Below are 16,375 nucleotides of genomic sequence, written 5' to 3'. Positions count from 1 at the left end.
AGAATTAATCCATAAAACTTAACCTTTTTCATAAAAAATATGCCTCCCCTTCAATATGCATATACCTATCTTATTACAATTACTGTAAAAAATGAAAGGGTTACATATGCTATCAATTTGATAAATATTCTGTGGGAGGCATTATATATCATTTATTATCTTTTTCGGTAGACTGAATATATTCAAAGAAACCTGGTGGTTCTTCCATTGCTTCTTTTTTTAATTTTTCAAGTTCTTCTCGTTCACGCGGAGACAATTTTTCTAGTAGTTTTTCATGCTCAATGTTCTCGTTTCGCACTTAACTTCCCCCCTTGATCCAAACTTTAAATTAATTACATTATCCACAATACCAATAATAAAGAAAAATGATTGAAAAGTCTTAATTTTTATCGCTAATTACAAAAAAAATTAAGATTTATAACTAACAATTCGTACCCAAAAGCGAAAAATACTAAAACACCGTTTAAAGCTTTCATTTAGTGATTTAACGATGTTTCTATTGTGAAGGTGCAAATGTATTAACTTGAGCTATAAAAGCTAATACAAGTCAATCTGACGAGTCGTTTTTCACTGATTTGCTGAATTTCTTATGAAAACATGAAAATCGTAAAAATTAGTGCGTTCTAACGCTCAAAACTAGCAAATCACTAGTGCGCGGCCAATCGTCTTCGCAAATAAATCCAATATTACCAAGGTATTTTTAGCTAGTCTTCAGTTTGTTTAAATATTGGGGTACAGCCGAGATACGTGTAAAAATAGGTCATAGGCTTACTTTTATTTCCATATGCGATTTATAGGGCTTATAAATGCCGTTTTGTCTATTATGGGTACACCCTAATCATCCATCTATTAGCTACTGAAAACACTTTGTTCCAACTGTATGATTAGGATGTATGATAATAAGTTGAAAAATAGTAAGGAAATCCGTGATCACAAGTGCATTTGGGAATAAATGTATGACTAATACTCAAAATTACATGTATCTCGGCTGTACCCCAATATTGAGTCTAACACACCGTTAATGCGAGGCAAACGGACTTCGCAAAGTGCCGCGCCCCAGGATTCCCAAGATCAGTTGAATAATATATATTGGTGTTGCTGTATGTATAGTTGCTAGAAACCCAAACTCCCTAAAAAGAAAAAGATGTAACGTCCGTCGCTAAAGCAGACGGACTACGCTTCCCGCTATGGGCACGTCTCCCCCACCCTAATAAACAACCTATCATATATCATATATGCTGCCTTTAAAATTTCACGTACCCTACTTAAATAACAAAACCAATATCATACACCGTAAAAAGAGTGCGCGGTAGAAAGGAGTATTGTTATTAAATTTTGCGTATTTAAAAACTCAGTCATATCAATGGTTTGCGCGTTTCCACCCTGTTTTTTTTACTCGTTTTTTTCAAAAAGTGATTTTTATATGAAAAAGTGCCTTGAACCCTTACCAGATGGGCATTTTTTTAACGTTTGACCAGGTAAGTTAGCATAGATCAGAACCATAAAATACTACCGTTATCCATATAAAAAAACACGTACTCTTAAACAGTAGCATTACCGAATAAAAGTACGTGTCCTATGTATAAATATTTCTAAAAAGCAAAACGCTTAGAAAGGAGTATTGTTATTAAATTTTGCGTATTTAAAAACTCAGTCATATCAATGGTTTGCGCGTTTCCACCCTTGTTTTTTTACTCGTTTTTTTCAAAAAGTGATTTTTATATGAAAAAGTGCCTTGAACCCTTACCAGATGGGCATTTTTTACGCTAAATCATACACTGGAAGCTCCAATTTACATACGACATCGGTTTCGATTTCAAACGCTTCATTCGGTATGTATGTAAAGCTTGTCCCTTTCGAATATCGACCTTTTTGTGTGATGAAGTCAATTACCCCTTCTTCTTTCAATTTCTTAATCTGTAATTGTAATGTTCTATATGGAACTTCTATTAAGTCAGCTAGTTCCTGCTGATGTATCTGCACCTCTTGGTTTTCCTTAATCCAATCAAGAATCTTTTGACGAACTTCGTTCCCCGTCTTATATCCATCTTCTTTTTTTACATAAACAGATTTCCATAAATTAAAAGGAAATTCAAGCCCCGTTATATAGCTTATCCATTCTTTGGAGGGACCTGCATATTTGCCACTATAAGCAGATTTAACAGTGGTAAGCACTTCTTTTCTCTTGAATTTACCACGTTTAGAGGTTATACGACCATCATTTACGAGAGAGAACCATTCACCCCCAAGGAAATCCATTGCTTCTTTATCACTCTTTCCCAAGGCGTAGTATAGCAAAGCAATAGTAAAGGCTGCATTGTTACGATAGGAAGTAAACTCAGCTTCCAAAAGCATTTTAATACTTTCATGATTCATTATCTGTTTCTCTGAAAATGAAACAATATTGCCTTTAAATTCTCGTTGTTTTTGCTCTAGCATCGTATTAATTTGTTCATTTTCTAAAACATGAGCAAATTCATCTATATCATATACATCATCCGTATATTGATAGATTTTTTTCCTTGGAATACGGAACAAATGAACAGCATCCGTAGATGCAAAATCCGCCCCCGTAATGATAGCCATACGCTTCACTATTGCTTCATAATAGTAAATACTTTGAGCTGTACCAGCCATCGGTTTTAATAGAAAACAAGTTGCATAATGCCCCCTTGTTTTAGTATCCCATACAAAGTTCGGTTCCACTTCTAATTCATTCAGTATCATCGCTGCCAACTGATCAGCAGTATAGTTACGCTCTGTATCATCCTTTGTTAAATCAAATTCTAGAATTATGGCAGGCAACCATATTACTTCTTCCTTCGTACGACTCTTATGATGCCAATAAACGGACGGTGTGAAATACGCAAAGTTTTTCTTCTTTTGAATTACTTTTTCAAGACTATCACACTTAAATTGTTTATCTACCGTTCTATTTACTAGGAATGTACGACGTTTCTCAGCCTCCAATAAGTTACGATAAATCATTTCAAACATAACATCCGAGTCTACTTTACTATGAACCAAGTAAGGTTGAAACAGACTTTCCGGACGTTCTTTAATATCTTGCAAGAACTTCTTATGTATGTCTGCTAGATATGACACATATTTTTCCTCCCTCGCTGTAAAAACAGACAAGAGAACACCGACCAAACTTCTACTATTAAACACTTTATCTTATGTAACATAGCATTTATTTCTTTAAAAAAGATATCTTTACTAGCTTGACGAACATATCTTTAAACGCTACTATATACATAGAAACTTAAACTAAATAACTATTATTGACCAAAGAGGTTGAGATAAATATTCTCTCCGGTTTTAGTATGGTCGGTACTCTCAGAAGAACACGAAGCACTCCGCCAAGATTGAATCGTGTTTTTCTTTTTGTCTTTATTTAATATAAGACTAAAGAATTACTATAAATATATTTTTACAAAGCTGATCCAAACGGTCAGCTTTTTTTCTTGCTCTATACTCTACTATTACAGAAAATCTTTGAAAAAGCTAGAGCGATTTCGACCTTTTTTTACTTAATTCGTCTCAAAAACTTTTTAACTATATTATTCGACAAAATGCTTCATTTCCTTGTTAATAGGGCATAATTAAAAGAGAATGAACGCGTTGCAAAATCAAAATAGAATCTAAATTTCAATCTATGCCGATCATCTTATGTCAAAAAGGATAATTTATATAAACTATGTGGAATTTGCAACGCTTCATTCTACTACAACACAAAATCATTAAGATCTTCTTCTATCTCTTCAGCTGTAATCCCAATGTACGTGAGCGTTATTTGCGGGTGACTATGATTTAGAATGTTTTGTAGCTTCGCCACATCCTTAGTTTGCTTATAAAACCAATAACCGAAGCTTTTTCTCATCGTATGAGTCCCAATGGAATCTAATCCGGACATATCAGCAGCCTTTTGAAGCTGTCTATATGCTTGTGTAGTTGTAATAGCCTTATCACCCTTCCTTGAAGGAAACAACCAGTCTGAATCAACCGTGCGTATATATTCCTGTATTTCATCGTATACATTCGATAGATTTAATTGTCTTGCTTTTTTAGTCTTACCCTCACGAATAATTAGCTTCTTTTTCCTTCTTACATCACTAATCTTCAGTTTCAATAAATCACCTACACGCAGGCCCGTATTTATCCCAAGCAAAAACATTATGTAATCTCTTTCACTACAATGTCTTTTTAAAGCCCATTTCATATCTTCAATTTGTTCTTTACTTCTGATTGGTTGAACATCTTTAATTTGATTCATTTTCAAAACCCCTTCCCAAAAACCAATAAAATCAACGTTTTGAATGTACGTTTTTTCTTGATATATATAGCATATACCAAGAATCCATATAAATCTATTAATATAGGCATTTTCAATGTATGTTTTTATCTATTTTCATACATTCACAAAAACCTAGTTATCTTTAGATAAATTTCTCTATTTTTCTATGATAGCAATAGAATAGGCTAACGAATAATTCGTTTTTCATAGACTTCCCTCGTTATAGAAAATAAAAAACTATCATGGACTTTCAAATAATGATGCTCTAAATAATATTAGATTTTAGCCAATTCTATAATAAATCTCCAAGTTTATTGTTTACAAAAAATATGGGTATAACCTAGATATGATTTAACAATGCCCCATTGAAAGTTTGCTTATAATGATATAAGGGTTTACATTTCTGAAAATTAAAACTATTATTTAGGATGGGGAATTAAGTAAGAAGGGTGTGGTTCTATGCCGGGAAAAATCATTCTATCAGGTTGGGAGCTAATTATTCATCTATTACTATCGTTTGTCGGTATACTGGCGGTTGGCTCTCTACCAATTCTATTCAAAGGTCTTTCAATAGATATTCCAGGGTATTTAAGTAGTATTTATAACATTTGCGAGAAGATAATACTACATGCTTCATCTATGCAGTATGGTCTGAAGATTAAAAAGGATTTGTTCCCTCAAATATTTTTTCACTATAAAGAGACGATGGTGATACTCTCAATTTCACTGATTGTTTCATTAATAGTGTCATTTATACTAGTACACTTAATCTTAAGAGTTAACAAAAAATGGCAGGATAGAATTAAAGAAATCATGTTATTTCTTCAATCTTTACCTGACATATTGTTTATTGTTGGTTCCCAATTGTTGGTGGTATGGATATTCCAGAAAACTGGTGTTATGGCAGCACAAGTAGCAGGAATTGGGGATCAGAAGGTGCGACTCTTACCAATTATCTGTTTTTGTATACCTACAATTATAATGTTTGTTAAGTTCTTACTTCTAAGATTTGAGGATGAGTTGAGAAAGGATTATGTATTGTTCGCTGCTGCAAAGGGGATGGATCGTCTTCATATTTTAAACCGCCATGTACTAAGAAACGTAATATTAAGCACTTTGTTCTTTGTAAAAGCTAATATATGGTTTATGCTCTCTAACTTATACATAATAGAATCGATATTCAATACTCTTGGATTCTTTGTATTTATTAAAACTTACCAAAGTATAGAGGTTTTTACGGTTGGATTAATGTTAATCTACTTACCAATATTCTTGATTTTCAAATGTTTTCATTGGGCTGTACCTAATGCAATGAAGGAGAAAATTTAATATGTGGAGTTATTTAAAACACGATAAAAGGTTCTGGTTAGGTGGTTTATTTTTAACAATATTAATGGTCCTAAGTATAGGAAATACCATTTTTAATGATGGGCAAATACACAAAGTAATACTTCAATATGATAAAACTGGTTATCCTGAAGTACCTCCATTTCCACCGTCAATGCAATTTTTATTTGGTACCGACAGAGCAGGGTACGACTTACTCAACCTGATAATTGAAGGGGCTAAATGGACTATTGGATTTGCAATAGTAGTAGCCATTTTACGTATGATGCTAGGTATCATAATTGGTTTTTTACTTGGTGCATATGTTAAAAGAGGCTTTAAAAAAATAGAAGCATTTTTTGATAGTTTTACAATCGTACCAATGGTTATGATTTGTTATTTTATATTATCAGAAGTACTTATTTATGAAAACGGAACGATACCGGCTCCATTTTACCAAAGACTTCTATTCCAATTGGCTGTAATTGTTCTTTTAAGTGTTCCCACTCTATCATTATATGTTGCAAATGAAGTAAGAAAAATGCAAACCGAAGAGTTTATTGAAGCCGCAAAGATACTTGGCGGCGGAAAATTATACATTGTTATTAAGCACATTCTTCCTCACCTAATTCCAACATTTATAATTATGCTTATGCAACAATTCGTACAAACACTAACATTGTTGCTTCATTTAGGTTTACTAACTTTGTTTTTTGGTGGAACTGTTCTTTATGGTGATGATGCTGATTCGGTAACACATGAGTGGACTGGGTTAATTGGGAAGTACTATCCTTCTCTGTCTTCAGATACCTGGATTCCAATGGTTCCGATAATCTTCTTTAGTTTAACTGTTCTGGCTGCGAATAAAATAACCGATAGTATTCAAGATTCTTTAGAAAGAAACAGAACTGGCCGTATCTCTGTTAAAAATACTAATAAGAGTGTTTTGCAAGTACCTGATAATGAATTGTTTACATTCAAACATCAAGCATAAACACGGACTTTAATTTTCACTTATAGAGGTATCCCCACATACCCATTAACTTAAGGGTCCAAAGTGGGGTTCCACCGCATTTCGGAAAAAAACCACGTTAAGAGTATGCGAGATTTTATACAGTTTTTTGGCTAATTCAGTAACAAACGAGAACCCTAAAACCGCGCTAGGATAGGAATATATAAAAGAATGTATAGATCCATAGAACAAAAAAAGGAGGTTCCCTTGTGAGAGTAGGATTCCTCCTTTTATCGATAATGTTACGTTATGTTAACTTTTATGTATAAAAGAACAATGAACACATCACAAATCCCATCATTTCAGATGTTTACAAAATTTTTTATGTAAACAAAAAAACTAACTGCATATACAATTAGTTTAAAGTGATTTTTTGGGTGAACGATTAAATAGCTTTTGTAGGAATGTTTTACTTTCACCTTTACTATCTTCAACATATTCAAAAATCTTATCTATTTTTGATTGCATTTCATCAAGTTGCCCACGCAATTTCTCATTCTCGCGTTTTTCTAACTCTCTATCTATTTCAGCTTGCTCTTTAGCCGCACGTTCATCAAGAAGCATACTAACAATTTGTTTGTTTTGCATCATAATCTGACTTTGTTGCTCTACCAATTCACTCATTCTTGCACTGGCTGTTTCGAGAAAAGTCATGTTCATCTGATTCAATGCGTTTGGAGTTTCATCCCTTGTCATTACAGCATTCTTTTGCTCTAAAACACTACCCGTTTGAGCGTTTGCCCCCTGCAATCCCTTAGATTCTAACACCTGTTTAATTGCTTCTTGAATGGTATATGTCCCAGTGTTCATTAAATTTTTCATTTCTCGTAGCACTTCTATATCCTGCGTATAATATATACGCTGCGACCTTTTATTCCGTTCAAAATTATAATCGAACTTTTCAAGCTCTAAACACCACGTACGTAGTGTATTAGGGTTTATATCTAGCATTTCACCAACTTGGCTCGAAAAGACACCATACTCATTTTGTTGCTGATCCATGCGAATCCACTCCCTTCCTTGCATCGTCTTCGCCACTTATGGTTGTGTTTGTCTACCGTTTGACTTGCGTTCCACCACCATTATAACACCGTTACTACCATTCCACGAAGACCCTATTTACTCCTTCTTCGCCAAAGAGTTGTAAGGAAAAGCAAAAAAGGACAGGTTTCCCTATCCTTTTTAATCAAACAATGATTTAGATGTATTCCCATTAAAATTCACCGATGATTCCTCTTCTTCATCTGAATCTGTTTTTAACTCTTCAGTTTCTTCCACAACTTCTGTCGTACCCATTCCGATATTAATAGGAAGAACTTCCGCATTCAGGAATACTTCTGAATCTTTTTTTATATTCTCCTTTAAATCAGCCCCCATGTAAATTGCCGTTGCTAGAGCTTGTTGCTCTACAATAATCTCTTCAATCGTAAATTCAAGATTATTTACTTTGTATGTACCACAAAGTGATTTCAAAGCCGTGTGTGGCTTTTCTAATTCAAAATGATTCGAAGGTAATCCTGTAACTACCGTTACATTTTGTTTTTTAACATAATAATTTCCAACTAAAAAATGAACTACTCTATAAAATTGGAAATTCTGAATCAAAAAAGAGAGAAGAGCATAAGGGGTTTTTGGGCCCAACTAGGGGTTGGGACTAGGCGGGGCCTAGCTTAAACGTGGGTACACGAAAATTCCCAGGATGTCCACTCACTGACGACACAAAATCCTCGAAATGTCCCCATTGTGTCCCTAGATGTAGACTCAGTGAGTACACAAAGTCTCTTTGATGTCTCCATATGAGTACTCACTAAGGACATGGCATTTTTAATAAATTGCAATCAAACATTACTTTAAAATACTAAAAGAAAACAAATAGTATTAAATAAATATAAATCCATAGCTCAGAAGCAAATAACACCAGAACACAAAATGCTATTCAGACGCTTCAGAATCCTTTTTAAAGAATATAAATCTAAAACAACACTTTCCTGTCACAAAGCAAAAATATACGCTTAAAAAATCAAATAAACAGGTTTAAAAGAAAATTCCCGAAACACAAGAAAGCCCCGTGTTTTTCACATCGGGGCTTCCTTGTGGGAGAAATCAAGTAATGGAATGGTCCTATACTTTTTAAAGAGCAACAATTCATTCTCCCATCAAAATTAGATTTAATTATTTTCAACAAACTCAAAAAAATCCGGAGCTTTTATGTTTTGTATTAAATCCATTTTCTCATATATCTTTATTTTAATTTCTTGCTCCAAATCTTCTCTTTCTTGCATCGGGGTATTACGTAAACATTTGGTAATCCTCGGCGAAAATTCTTTAACTATCTCTTCATAACTCAAATTTCCCATACCATTTAACGCTTCCATTTCAATCCCCCTTATTTTTTCTTAACGTCCAGCCCCTCCATGAACTCTTTTATCTTCGATAACGCTTTATTGTGGTTGTATGAGACTGTTTGAACCGATTCATCTAAAATCTCTGCAACTTCTTTATTTGTATGGTCATTCAGATACATTAAAGTCAATATTTTCAATTGCTTGTCCGACAGAACATCAAGAGCTTTATATAATAATTCACCATCAATATGATCCTTTAAATCATCTTTTTTAGACATATTTTCATAATCAGCATAAGTCAAATCATCTTCCGATGAAGTTAAAGCATCCAAGCTATTTAGATTGTTATCAACCTCTTCATGCGATACAGTTAACGCAAATAGATTACGTTTTTTATATAATGAAACCCTTTTGTCAAAATCTATTGAGTAAAAATAAACCAAATTACTAATGTAATTAATCACTTTGACCTTACGGTAATATTCAGCAAATGCACTGTTTAGCATAGATGCATTTTCTTCGGTGGGATTTATAATTGCTTCTTGGAATAATGCGTAGTTTTCTTCGTCTTTCAAAAAATTCCGAACAATTGGCTCGTTCATTTTTTCCTTATATTTGCTACAATATGCTTCTATTTGATTACTCCCCATGTCAAAACGCCCTCCTCAATTCTAAAAGAGAAATCAACCGTAAAAAATCAAATAATTCAAACAAAAAGTTCGAACATCTAATCCGAACACACGTTCCTGACAACTTCTTTATTATCCCACTTTTCTCCATGGAAGAAAAGGGTTTTTTATGAATTAATTAAGGGATTTTTTTCGGCTTTATATAGTAGTAAAAAGCATTTTTTCTTATGACACTCATTTAACAAAAACTACTATAAACCTTTATAAATCAACCTTACTTATACAATACACCTCCGACACTCATTGTAATATATATCCATATTTCCACGCTTAATAAAAAAACGAGAAAAATTTTTAGTTTATTTTGATTTTTTTCTTTTATTTCCTCTTTTACAAATGTAAGCACGTAAATAGGGAGGAATTAAAAATGAAAGAAATTATTTTATACGGACATGATAGATGCCCATATTGTGTAAATGCAAAGGATTGGTTAGGCAAAAATTCTATTCCATTTCTTATGAAAGATATTACTATCAAGGAAAATGCTGATGAATACGCGCAATATAATGAGCAAGGTGTTCCACTTCTAGTAGTGAAAGATCTTGAAAATCAAACAGAAGAAAAACTTCTTGGCTTTAACCCTGATAGTTACGCAAAAAAAATAGGTAAATAAAAAAACCGGCACATATTACGTGCCGGTTTTTTATTTCAAACACACTCCTTTCACTTATTAAATCAAGAGGCTAATTTTAGGAGGGGAAACATGGCTACTATTATAGAAAGTCCATTCGAAATTAAATCTATTATTGAAAATCCGGAGGAAGTCACTTACGGATTAGACCTTATTAAAGCCCGTGAGGTCTGGGAATCTAGTAAAAAAGGCGAAGGTATTGTAATTGCTGTATTAGACACAGGTTGCGATACCAACCACCCTGACTTAGAAGGAGCAATCATTGGGAGCTACAATTTCACAGATGATGATAACGGGGACACCGAAAATATCACGGATTATCGTGGCCACGGGACTCACGTTGCAGGAACTATCGCAGCAAGAGAAAACGGAATTGGAGTAATTGGTATTGCGCCTAAGTCTCAATTACTTATCCTAAAAACTATGAACAAAAACGGAAGAGGTAGTTATAGCAATGTTATCAATGCTATACGCTATGCCATTGCATGGAGAGGGCCTAATAACGAAAGGGTATCTATCATTAATATGAGTCTAGGTGGCACATCACACGATGAAGAACTCTATTCAGCCATTAAAGATGCTCGAAAGCATGGCATCCTCTTAGTAGTTGCAGCAGGAAATGACGGTGACGGAAAAGGAGACACTTTTGAGATTAATTATCCAGGTTTCTATCAAGAAGTAATCCAAGTTGGATCAGTTGGCCAAGACTTAACTTTATCTTCTTTTTCAAACACCAATATCAACCTAGATTTTGTAGCACCAGGTAATTTAGTATTATCAACCTTCTTAGATGGTAAATACGCAAAGTTATCCGGTACATCAATGGCTACCCCTCATGTCTCAGGAGCACTCGCACTCGTTCTGAATCTAGTTCCAACATTTGATCATAATCCAACATTAACATCATTTATCGCTTATTCTTATTTACTAGAACATGCGAAGAAACTCGGTTATTCAGCAACAGAAGAAGGGAATGGTTTAATTCAATTAACCTAGAAAGGAGTGACCTTATCATGGACCCAACAATTCAAATGTGGGCTTCACTTTTAGGCAACTTCGGTTTTCCTGTCGCTATCACTATTTATCTACTTATTCGATTCGAGAAGAAATTAGATAGATTGACCGATGCAATCGACACTTTAAAAGGCGTAATTAAAAGTAAATAATTATTTCTTTATCTTTTTTGATAACAACACAAATAACCACTCTTTTATAAATGTAAGCATAACTCTTTAAGGAGTGATCTGTTTGAATGAAATCGAAAAAGACCTTGTGAAATATAACAATTTAAAATCTGATTTACTATCCATCGCTAAATGTATTGATTGTTGCGAGAAAAAAGACGTTTGTTTCTATCAAGATTTAGCTATTGCATACTCAGAGCGACTAAAGAATTTACATGATTTTATAAACACTGAATACGGCATAAACACTTGTTGTAACAAGTGTTTTGAAGACCAACAAAAAAGCTGACAAAAATAAGTCAGCTTTTTTTATTGTTTTTTTGACAAAACATTTGTTCGCATCTCTTTTAAGAAGTAGGAAGAAAAATTCGGGAGGTATCACCACAATGAAATCATTTAAAAGAGTCCTAGAAACAGAAGAAATTAAAGCTATCGTAGACGAACTATACAACCAAAAATCTTTCCAAGACACAATCGATGAAATTACTCGTGAACATGATATAAAACTATCAAGATATAAAGTAGAAGTTGCTGAAAGTTGGACATTCGCACCCCAAAAAACAATGAAAATACTGATACTATCTTATTGCAATGGTGAAGTTGAAATGATGTATGCACTTCAAGACAACAAAGAAATTGTTAGTTTTACATTGTTATTAGAACAAAAAATAATAGCAGCCTAATGCAAAAAGGCAACGCGAATACAATTATCGCGTTGCCTTTTATAATTTTTATAATTTATTTCCGTTCATTTTGATTTTCTTCAGAAAAACGCTCTTTAATAAGTGTAAGGCAATAAAACATGGAAAAGGGGAATGAACAATGTTCGTAAAAGCACAAGAATTACAAGTAGCAGAGCAAAACACACTTGTTACAACATTAGATAGCAACCCACATTATGCACTACTAGTTGCTGAAATCAAACGTCACCAATCAATTGGTGAAATTAAAAGCACAGACGCTTTCGAGATCATCTTTGGAGACAAAGAAGACGAGGCAACTGCTGAAGCTGTATTTGTAACTTTAACTGATGAGGCTATTGTTCAAAGCTTACAATATGAGAACGGCGAAGTACAAATTAAAGCTATTTTTACTGTTGAAAAAGATGGAGCAAAAGCTATCCATCATGCAACTGTACAAGCTGGAAAAGTATTTATTGAGCAAGAAGTTTCTCACGATCCAGCACACTTTGAATTTGTTGAAGAACTGAAAACTCAAAAGGGTGCTGAAGAAGTTTCAAATGAAATCAAAGAAGAAGCATGGTACGATGGCTGCTTAGTATTCTATAATTCTGGAAATGGTAAGAATTATGTCTATAACCATTGTGGTAAAGGTTGCGGAGGCGAAAGCAAACCAGTAATCAATACACTTGATTCTTGCTGCCGAAACCATGACCGCTGCTATAATAACTTTGGCGCTAACAACTGTGGTTGCGATAGAGACCTTTCTGTTTGTGCAAACAACGCAAGTGATCCAGGTTGGTGGATGGTTTCTGAATGGGCTCGTCTTAAGTCTTGTAATTAATCAAAAAAGGAGGGCAGTAATTCTGCCTTCCTTTCACTTTATCCCATAAAACTTGAAAGATAGTATTGAAAACCTAGTACACACAAAGTTCCAAGGCTGCTGAATACGACAACAGAGGACAATATAACTGTATTTCTAGGTATTCTTCTGAAGTTTTTCAAGGCAATTACGGAAACGAAGACACCAATGATTGATATTATTGACCACAATAGGTAATTTTGTACTTGTAATTTTTGAATATAATAAAATGCAAAAAAGATTTGTGATGCGAGTATAATTGCTAACACATAAAGGCTTATTCCTTTCATAATTCCACTCTCACCTTCCTAAAATACAGAATATTTACACATATTGTATCAAAAATAGGACACCTAGAGTGCCCTATTTTTACTTTCTCACAACTTCTATTAAACTTTTGATTGGATCTCAACCATAAAAATTAACAAAAAGTTAGGTTAATTATAACTTTTTGTTTGGCTTTTTTTGATATTTTTCGATTATCCCCTCTTTAATAAGTAGAAGGACAAATTAAGCATGGTGACATAGCCAAGTGGTAAGGCAAAGGTCTGCAAAACCTTCATCACCGGTTCAAATCCGGTTGTCACCTTTAAAAAAAGTATGAAAAACTCTGTTATTGAACCTTTTCTTCTCATAATTGAAAGGGGGTGAAGTTATGAAAAAGGACGCTCAAAACAAAGAAATTAAAGAGAAATTAGAATTAGTCTGTGATAAAAACCCTAATTGTTGTGCTTACGGTCCAAAATGTCCAGGAACTTACGTAGTATTTCCAAGCGGTAATTTAGGTTTCCAACATTGCGGTTGCTAGTAAGCCAACGATTGTAAGTGTTCTAATGTGACGAGGGGTAGCATTTGAACAAATCCATTCTTAATATTTACCAACACATAAAAGAGAATCTATCCCAGGATTCTCTTTTTTCAACACAAAAACCCTCCATCTTACTCAATAACAACAAAGAAAGAAGGTAAACATCGTGGGACAAGAAAAGCAAATTCAAAATGTTAACCAAGAAAAAGAAATCGAAGAAAAAGTTGAAATCTATTGCGCTCCACATCGTCAATGTTGTCACAGAAATTCAACTTGTGATGGACAATTTAAATACTTCTCAAACACAGGAAACAGTGTTTTCGACGGTATTTGTTGCTAATTTCTAACGTTTTTTCACTACATCAAAGGAGGTGAGAACATGAATAAGGAAGCTCAAAACAAAGAAGTTGAAGAGAAAGTTGAAATCGCTTGTGGTAGAACACGTGAGTGTTGCGGAATCGATAAGTATTGCGAAGCAACTTACCACCTATTACCAACCGGAAGTCTTATTTTTAAACATTGCGTTTGCTAATCCCAGACAACACTATTTTCTAACGAGATGAGGTAATATAAAATGGAAAAACATGAGCAAAACCAAAAGGAAGTTACTGAAAAATCCCTAATCTTTTGCGACTCAGTATCAAAATGTTGTGGTGCCGATCAGTATTGCTTGGGAACTTATCACATTCTTCCAACCAATAGAATGGTTTTTAAACACTGTGGTTGCGACGACCCAGCTCAAGGTTAATTGATATTTATAAAGAGGGATCTAATCCCTCTTTACTTGGCGACACAGCTCACTCACGAGCAAGGCAAACGGTCAAACGGCCGTGACACGGGTTCAATTCCCGTGGTCGCCACCATTAACCACTTCATGGTGACATAGCCAATAGGAAAGGCGAAAGACTAGCATAAATCTTTGAGCGGTGGTTCGAATCCACCTGTCACCTTATACATTTCTTTATTCCCTAATTAAAAGCACTAAAAAAGGCGGTGCACACATGGAAAAAGAAAAAATCATCCTAATCGATAAACACGGCACTTTATATTACAAAATCACAAGTATTTGCTGTTATCACAATCACCAATGCGAAGCCATTTTTCACCGTTTTCCTAACGGAAACGAACGTTTTATGGAATGCAGCTCTATATCTAACACAACATCTTAATATGCGGTAGGGTGTTTTATTCGTATATGAGTAAAACGGACTAAAAAAATAAATTTATAAAGAAAAATAGCGATACGACAATATTTTCCAAACATCTAGAATATTCGGATTATTCACGAAATATTTCATTTTTCTGGATAATTTTATAATATGATTTTGTACTATTTTCCAATTCGCGAATGGATATATATTCAGTACATTATATAACTTTTAAAACTTTAGGAGATGAACTATTATGAAATTCAAATTATTAGCTATGTCAGTAATCGCAAGTTCATTAGCGATTAGCCCACTTGCAGCTCATGCAGATTCACCTACTGACACACCTATCGCACCTGATGTAAATATGATTGTTGAAAATAATGCCGTCAAATTACCTATCGCACCTCCAGAAAATATCATTGCTGAAGACACAATCAAAAACATGCCTACAAACAAACTAGATAAACCACAAGAATTCGGAAGCAAAACAAATTACGGCGCTTGTATTAAAGTAAAAAAATTAAGCCGTGGATCAGACGGAGTTCTCTCTTTCGGTTGGAATGTTACAATACCAACTGGAGATGAAATTTATCTAGCTGATAGATTTAAAATGGCTGGCGCTATGCAACCAACTCCAGGTTGTTCTATCAACGTATATACAGACTCTGACGGTTACGTTAAAGGTTGGGAACCGTTTTAAATCATAAAAAAACTCGTCAAATTTAATTTGACGAGTTTATCTTTATTTTTTGCTTTCCTCTAATTTAGAAATGCTTGCTTCTTTTTTAGGTAACATATCAACTAAATCTTTTTGAGATTTCAATAGGTCAGATTGTTGAACCCAAGTTTTAAGATCATCTAAAGATTTACGAGCTTCTTTTACATTTCCAGTAATATCATTCATGCTCAACTTACTAAATGTAGCTACAAACTCTTGTTGAATCTTATCCTGCAATGCATTGGCTTGCTTTGTTAATTCATTATTTTCTTCACTTTTTGCCTTTTGAACATTATTCATAGCTTTCCCGATTTCATGTTTATCAAAAGCATCTTGTGCATTCTTTAAATTTTCGGTCTGTTCTAACTTACCTTTAACCTTCTTATCATCCTTCAGCTTCAAAGCCTCTTGATAATTCTTTATAGCTTCGCTATATTTTTTATCCTTAATGTTCTTATCAGCTTTTGATGTATAATCTTCAAATGAATTACTACTACAAGCTGCTAGTAGCAAGATGAACGCTAGAATTAATCCATAAAACTTAACCTTTTTCATAAAAAATATGCCTCCCCTTCAATATGCATATACCTATCTTATTACAATTACTGTAAAAAATGAAAGGGTTACATATGCTATCAATTTGATAAATATTCTGTGGGAGGCATTATATAT

Annotated in this window: 20 protein-coding genes and 3 tRNA genes; 15 read left to right on the top strand and 8 right to left on the bottom strand. The window is 33.9% G+C overall.

Annotation, left to right across the window (positions count from 1 at the left end):
* Positions 1–148: 148 nt before the first annotated feature.
* From AC1DKZ_RS31480 to AC1DKZ_RS31470, 3 genes are all read right to left on the bottom strand, one after another.
* Positions 149–298, bottom strand: a complete 150-nt coding sequence (locus tag AC1DKZ_RS31480; protein WP_158089684.1) for a hypothetical protein — start codon at positions 296–298, stop codon at positions 149–151.
* Positions 299–1,761: 1,463 nt separating this feature from the next.
* Positions 1,762–3,105 (bottom strand): hypothetical protein, encoded by a 1,344-nt coding sequence (locus AC1DKZ_RS31475; RefSeq protein ID WP_088010317.1) that lies wholly within the window; start codon positions 3,103–3,105, stop codon positions 1,762–1,764.
* A gap of 622 nt (positions 3,106–3,727) precedes the next feature.
* Positions 3,728–4,276, bottom strand: coding sequence for a tyrosine-type recombinase/integrase (locus AC1DKZ_RS31470; RefSeq protein WP_088010318.1), 549 nt, complete (start codon positions 4,274–4,276; stop codon positions 3,728–3,730).
* Between the two features lie 480 nt (positions 4,277–4,756).
* Here AC1DKZ_RS31470 and AC1DKZ_RS31465 point away from each other — a divergent pair, with 480 nt between their 5' ends.
* A complete protein-coding gene (locus AC1DKZ_RS31465; protein WP_476997857.1) occupies positions 4,757–5,626 on the top strand; it encodes an ABC transporter permease subunit in 870 nt (289 codons plus the stop codon).
* A gap of 1 nt (position 5,627) precedes the next feature.
* Positions 5,628–6,617: an ABC transporter permease gene (locus tag AC1DKZ_RS31460; RefSeq protein WP_087963217.1), complete on the top strand. Its 990-nt coding sequence runs from the start codon at positions 5,628–5,630 to the stop codon at positions 6,615–6,617.
* A gap of 378 nt (positions 6,618–6,995) precedes the next feature.
* On the opposite strand, the gene AC1DKZ_RS31455 is transcribed toward AC1DKZ_RS31460, so the two are convergent.
* From AC1DKZ_RS31455 to AC1DKZ_RS31440, 4 genes are all read right to left on the bottom strand, one after another.
* The gene (locus tag AC1DKZ_RS31455) at positions 6,996–7,637 is read right to left on the bottom strand and encodes a MerR family transcriptional regulator (protein ID WP_476997856.1); all 642 of its coding nucleotides are present in this window, start codon (positions 7,635–7,637) and stop codon (positions 6,996–6,998) included.
* Between the two features lie 180 nt (positions 7,638–7,817).
* Positions 7,818–8,240 (bottom strand): hypothetical protein, encoded by a 423-nt coding sequence (locus tag AC1DKZ_RS31450; RefSeq protein WP_088038966.1) that lies wholly within the window; start codon positions 8,238–8,240, stop codon positions 7,818–7,820.
* A gap of 563 nt (positions 8,241–8,803) precedes the next feature.
* A complete protein-coding gene (locus tag AC1DKZ_RS31445) occupies positions 8,804–9,010 on the bottom strand; it encodes a hypothetical protein (RefSeq protein ID WP_087963204.1) in 207 nt (68 codons plus the stop codon).
* An 11-nt stretch (positions 9,011–9,021) separates the two neighbouring features.
* The gene (locus tag AC1DKZ_RS31440; protein ID WP_088010310.1) at positions 9,022–9,630 is read right to left on the bottom strand and encodes a sigma-70 family RNA polymerase sigma factor; all 609 of its coding nucleotides are present in this window, start codon (positions 9,628–9,630) and stop codon (positions 9,022–9,024) included.
* Positions 9,631–10,036: 406 nt separating this feature from the next.
* Here AC1DKZ_RS31440 and AC1DKZ_RS31435 point away from each other — a divergent pair, with 406 nt between their 5' ends.
* The 13 genes from AC1DKZ_RS31435 to AC1DKZ_RS31375 all read left to right on the top strand — a co-directional run bounded on the left by AC1DKZ_RS31435 (position 10,037) and on the right by AC1DKZ_RS31375 (position 15,685).
* Complete coding sequence (locus AC1DKZ_RS31435) at positions 10,037–10,282, top strand: glutaredoxin family protein (RefSeq protein ID WP_087963206.1); 246 nt, start codon at positions 10,037–10,039, stop codon at positions 10,280–10,282.
* Between the two features lie 90 nt (positions 10,283–10,372).
* The gene (locus AC1DKZ_RS31430; protein ID WP_088010311.1) at positions 10,373–11,296 is read left to right on the top strand and encodes a S8 family peptidase; all 924 of its coding nucleotides are present in this window, start codon (positions 10,373–10,375) and stop codon (positions 11,294–11,296) included.
* Between the two features lie 17 nt (positions 11,297–11,313).
* Positions 11,314–11,466 (top strand): YvrJ family protein, encoded by a 153-nt coding sequence (locus AC1DKZ_RS31425; RefSeq protein ID WP_087996893.1) that lies wholly within the window; start codon positions 11,314–11,316, stop codon positions 11,464–11,466.
* A gap of 82 nt (positions 11,467–11,548) precedes the next feature.
* Positions 11,549–11,773 (top strand): hypothetical protein, encoded by a 225-nt coding sequence (locus AC1DKZ_RS31420; RefSeq protein ID WP_088010312.1) that lies wholly within the window; start codon positions 11,549–11,551, stop codon positions 11,771–11,773.
* Positions 11,774–11,870: 97 nt separating this feature from the next.
* Entirely contained in the window at positions 11,871–12,167 is a 297-nt protein-coding gene (locus tag AC1DKZ_RS31415) for a hypothetical protein (protein WP_088010313.1), read from the top strand.
* A gap of 139 nt (positions 12,168–12,306) precedes the next feature.
* Positions 12,307–13,008 (top strand): hypothetical protein, encoded by a 702-nt coding sequence (locus tag AC1DKZ_RS31410; protein WP_088010314.1) that lies wholly within the window; start codon positions 12,307–12,309, stop codon positions 13,006–13,008.
* A gap of 536 nt (positions 13,009–13,544) precedes the next feature.
* A tRNA-Cys gene (locus tag AC1DKZ_RS31405) sits at positions 13,545–13,615 on the top strand.
* A 66-nt stretch (positions 13,616–13,681) separates the two neighbouring features.
* Positions 13,682–13,834, top strand: coding sequence for a hypothetical protein (locus AC1DKZ_RS31400; RefSeq protein WP_158089687.1), 153 nt, complete (start codon positions 13,682–13,684; stop codon positions 13,832–13,834).
* Positions 13,835–14,000: 166 nt separating this feature from the next.
* The gene (locus tag AC1DKZ_RS31395; protein ID WP_158089686.1) at positions 14,001–14,174 is read left to right on the top strand and encodes a hypothetical protein; all 174 of its coding nucleotides are present in this window, start codon (positions 14,001–14,003) and stop codon (positions 14,172–14,174) included.
* A gap of 39 nt (positions 14,175–14,213) precedes the next feature.
* On the top strand, positions 14,214–14,366 hold the full coding sequence (locus tag AC1DKZ_RS31390) for a hypothetical protein (RefSeq protein WP_158089685.1): 153 nt from the start codon (positions 14,214–14,216) through the stop codon (positions 14,364–14,366).
* Positions 14,367–14,620: 254 nt separating this feature from the next.
* A tRNA-OTHER gene (locus AC1DKZ_RS31385) sits at positions 14,621–14,697 on the top strand.
* Between the two features lie 13 nt (positions 14,698–14,710).
* Positions 14,711–14,784 (top strand) — tRNA-OTHER (locus AC1DKZ_RS31380).
* Between the two features lie 454 nt (positions 14,785–15,238).
* Positions 15,239–15,685, top strand: a complete 447-nt coding sequence (locus AC1DKZ_RS31375; RefSeq protein WP_476997855.1) for a hypothetical protein — start codon at positions 15,239–15,241, stop codon at positions 15,683–15,685.
* Between the two features lie 42 nt (positions 15,686–15,727).
* Here AC1DKZ_RS31375 and AC1DKZ_RS31370 read toward each other — a convergent pair whose 3' ends face one another.
* The gene (locus AC1DKZ_RS31370; RefSeq protein WP_088010316.1) at positions 15,728–16,258 is read right to left on the bottom strand and encodes a hypothetical protein; all 531 of its coding nucleotides are present in this window, start codon (positions 16,256–16,258) and stop codon (positions 15,728–15,730) included.
* Positions 16,259–16,375 lie beyond the last annotated feature (117 nt).

The sequence above is a fragment of the Bacillus sp. 05T21 genome (assembly GCF_056396785.1).
The sequence above is the reverse complement of the archived record's forward strand: the minus strand, read 5'-3'. Positions and strand labels throughout refer to the sequence as shown.